This window comes from Aquimarina sp. I32.4 (genome assembly GCF_002924285.1).
In the GTDB taxonomy this organism is placed as follows: Bacteria; Bacteroidota; Bacteroidia; order Flavobacteriales; family Flavobacteriaceae; genus Aquimarina.
On the sequence record NZ_PGUB01000194.1, the window covers coordinates 1 to 3,788 of the forward strand.

At 37.0% G+C, this 3,788-nt stretch carries 3 protein-coding genes and 1 pseudogene; 3 read left to right on the forward strand and 1 reads right to left on the reverse strand.

Annotated elements, in window-relative coordinates; translation table 11 throughout:
- Nucleotides 1–79: 79 nt before the first annotated feature.
- A pseudogene (locus CVD18_RS21705) lies at nucleotides 80–1,423 on the reverse strand (transposase); the annotation flags it as partial.
- A 175-nt stretch (nucleotides 1,424–1,598) separates the two neighbouring features.
- Between CVD18_RS21705 and CVD18_RS21710 the strand changes: the two are divergent.
- The 3 genes from CVD18_RS21710 to CVD18_RS21720 all read left to right on the forward strand — a co-directional run bounded on the left by CVD18_RS21710 (nucleotide 1,599) and on the right by CVD18_RS21720 (nucleotide 3,353).
- On the forward strand, nucleotides 1,599–2,357 hold the full coding sequence (locus tag CVD18_RS21710; RefSeq protein WP_103867557.1) for a hypothetical protein: 759 nt from the start codon (nucleotides 1,599–1,601) through the stop codon (nucleotides 2,355–2,357).
- A gap of 27 nt (nucleotides 2,358–2,384) precedes the next feature.
- Entirely contained in the window at nucleotides 2,385–3,104 is a 720-nt protein-coding gene (istB, locus tag CVD18_RS21715) for an IS21-like element helper ATPase IstB (RefSeq protein ID WP_103867558.1), read from the forward strand.
- Between the two features lie 99 nt (nucleotides 3,105–3,203).
- Nucleotides 3,204–3,353 (forward strand): ATP-binding protein, encoded by a 150-nt coding sequence (locus CVD18_RS21720; RefSeq protein WP_369858940.1) that lies wholly within the window; start codon nucleotides 3,204–3,206, stop codon nucleotides 3,351–3,353.
- Nucleotides 3,354–3,788: the final 435 nt, after the last annotated feature.

Sequence of the window (3,788 nt, forward strand, 5' to 3'; positions counted from 1 at the left end):
ATTTCTTGTATTTCATATCTCAAATATATTAGTTTGAAATTTAAAAGAACACTCCGAACTTATTAGGGGCTAAACTAGTTAGTTCTATATCCAAATTATCGACAATCAATTCCAAAACAGCTATTATTTGCATTACTATCCTTAGGATCCTTTGGTCAAGTTTATATTTGATGTATCGTTGTTTGAGTTCTCGAAATAGTCCACCAATAGTTTCATAAGCTTCCATACGGTATCGTATGCTGGTAAGGAGGTATTGTATCATTGCTATAGTTGTTTGTGCCACCTGCACGTCAAAATTGGTGGATTGGCATTTGCCCAACCCAAACAATTGCTTCATTTCTTTAAAAAACACCTCAATGGTCCATCGTATGTTGTAGGTTTCTATCATTTTAACAAAAGTCAGCCTTGTGTCTGTTGATAGTAGGGTGTGCCATTTCCCGTTCACCCCTTTTTTAGAAAGAAAGATCACCACTGGGATACCATCAATTTTAGCGTAATATTTTCGGTAATAAAAATTCATTTTTCTGCACCGTTTCGCTTTCACTTTTTTCTTTTTAAGTGCCTTGATTGTAACTTCTTTATTTTCAATGACAAGGGTGCTGTTATATTTGTACATTCCTATGATATCAACATCGTTGTCCACTGATTTGAGCTTTTTGATCACACTCAGGGAGGTAAACCAACTATCCATAAGGATGTAATCTATCTTGATCTTACGTTTACAGATTCGCTTGAAGATCTGGATCATGGTAGAGGTCTTCTTTGAATTAAGCTCTGAAAAACGGTGATATGCCTTGGTTGTCTTGCAGCGTACAATGGATTGTTGGTTTTTACGCTCTTTAGCGGTAAGCCCATATTTGGTGTTTTTACTTTCCCTGTGAAAGCTGAAATCCACCGGGATAAGCACACTGCCATTCCAGTACCCTGCCACCAACAGCTTGAAACCAAAGATATATCGTTTGGTCACGTGGTTATAGATTTTAGAAATACCTTCTATGGTTTTTCCAGTTTTAGGGATGTCGGTATCGTCAAAGACCAAACACTTCAGCTCATTTTGTGGAGGTGTGAAATCACTGTCCTTGTGTAAATATTGAGATATGAATGAAAATAAGAGCCTTCTCCAGTCTATGTTTTGATTGGACAATATCCGATAGTAGGCATCCTTACCATAGATAAAAACGTTTCTATCCGAATTTTTTACAAAGCAATGAATTGTTTGAAACCCTAAGATCGGTAAAACCAAGAGTGTACCTATAAGCTCTTGAAAAGGAATACCACTCTTTTTGGTCCAAGAAAAAGATTTGCTGGTCTTTTTAAACTTTAAAATATCTAAGTGGTTGGATAGGTATTCAGGGGTAACCCATTTGCGATCGAAAATTCCTTTTATTTCTTCAATTTTAGCGATATCTTTGTTATGTAGCATGTTTTGTATTTGTTTGTCTTTCAACTTAAAAATACAATAAAATCAAGGGTTTACCAAGGTTTTCATGCTACTTTTTTCCTTTTTTTACCCCTCTAAAAACGCATAAACACTAGGTGCGAAACTTCAGGTATGTAAAACTTTACATAACAAAGACAAAGCCCTTGTAGAGAATCAGGTGAAACTCATCTATAACCGGGTATATGCCAAACTGCGTAACCAACAATTCTTTGACCTTCCTTCTTTGAACCAAGCGATCAGAGAAAAGGTAAAAGCCCATAATCAAACTCGCATGCAACGCAAGGAGTATTGTAGGGAAGAAAAGTTTTTGGCAGATGAAAAACAAACTCTAATCCCTTTGGTGACACAAGACTTTGAGATCAAGTATTACAAAAGGCACAAAGTGGCTAAAAACAACCACATCTATTTGACTATAGACAAGCATTACTATAGTGTTCCCTATGCATATATTGGGGTTCAGGTCAAGGTGATTTATACCCGAAATTTGGTCAGGATCTACAGTAAGGGGACTTTGATTGCAGTACATCCCAGAAGTTATAAAAAATCAGGATATAGTACTCTAAAAGAACACCTGTGTTCTCATCACCAGCACTATCTTACACGTAGCCCGGAGTATTATCTTCAACGCGGGTATAAACACTCAGAGGATTTGTATCAATATCTTAAAGCCCTCTTCAAACAAGATAAATATCCAGAACAACTCTACAGAACCTGTGATGGCATTTTTAATCTGGCAAAGAAAACAGCACCTCTAGAATTTACCAAAGCCTGCACTATAGCCATGGATAACCACAATTACTCCTTTGGTTTTTTACAGCGAATCTTAGAAAACAAAATGACGGGGGATACGCAGGCTATAAAAGATAAAGACTTGCCAGAACATCAAAACATACGGGGAGCATCCTCTTATAAATAATCAGTAATAATCTAAAAATAAAGCGTAATGAATCCTATTGAAAAACAACTCAAAAACCTCCGATTACACGGAATGAACACCAGCTGGAAAGCTATGATGGAAACCCGTGGGCATCATGAGTTATCCCTTAGTGAGGGGCTTGAAGTCCTGCTGCAGGCAGAAGAACAAGAACGTATGAACAGGCGTTTTGAAAGGCTCAAAAACACGGCACGATTCCGCTATCAGGCCAGCATCGAAGAACTTCATTATGACCCCTCAAGAGGTGTGGATAAATCACAAATTACAGCATTAGCCACAGCAGAATATCTAAACAAAGGAGAGTCCGTGCTTATTACAGGAGCTACTGGTTGTGGTAAAAGCTTTATGACTTCTGCACTGGGGCACCAGGCCTGTTCACAAGGTTACAAAGTACTCTACTTTAATACCCAAAAACTACTAATCAAAACCAAAATGGCAAGAATAGACGGAACCATCTTCAAGTTCTTTGAAAAACTCGCAAAAGCAAACCTATTAATCCTCGATGATTTTGGGCTAGCACATTTAGAAAAACAACAACAAATGGATCTCATGGAAATTATCGAGGACCGACATAGCAAAGCATCGACCATAATCGCCAGCCAATTGCCTGTAGGAAGTTGGTATGAAATTATTGGAGAAGCAACCATTGCAGATGCAATATTAGATCGATTAGTACACACTTCTCATCGCATAGAATTAAAAGGAGAAAGTTTAAGGAAAAAACTGTAAGTTTGTCAGTATCTTATCTTTTTTGACCAAAATCGCAAGGGGGGTCAACATGACCGGTACGGGGGGTCAGTATCACCGGAATATCCAACTACTACCATCATAGCTTCACAAATACCTGTATCTGCATGGTACGATATTATTGGAGAAGGAACTATTGCCGACGCTATACTAGACCGAATTGTAAACTCTTCTCATAGGATCGATCTTAAAGGAGAAAGCTTAAGAAAAGGAATTTTAAAACAGGAATAATAACAAAATTTAACTATAATTGTATGATCTCTCAAAGTGGCACCATTTGACCGAAATAGGTGGCACCATCACTCCGAAATAGCCAATTTATTGAAAAATGAATCTGAGGACTTAGAGACAATTACTAAAGAGTTTACCATAATCTTTGATGAGATTGGACTTAAGTCTGAAGAAATTAAATATACCCTTCGCTTAGGAAATACTTTGAATATCGAAATTGAGAAGGTTATACTTTTTTCTATCAAAAAGTAGGCGAGTTTAAGCATCCAGAAAATAATTTGGAACGAGAAAAATTTGAAGAATTGAATGATGATTACCTAAAGGGCTGCTGATGCTTATCAATAATGTATAATTTAAAGTATCGTTCCGAGCAAGTACATCTTTCCTAGCTTTATAAGGAGAGCTACCTTTGCTTCAAACAATTATTAGGTTTAT

What these genes read in the sequence shown, in the direction of transcription:
- istB (WP_103867558.1), top strand. Translation starts at nt 2,385, where the DNA reads ATGAATCCTATTGAAAAACAACTCAAAAACCTCCGATTACACGGAATG.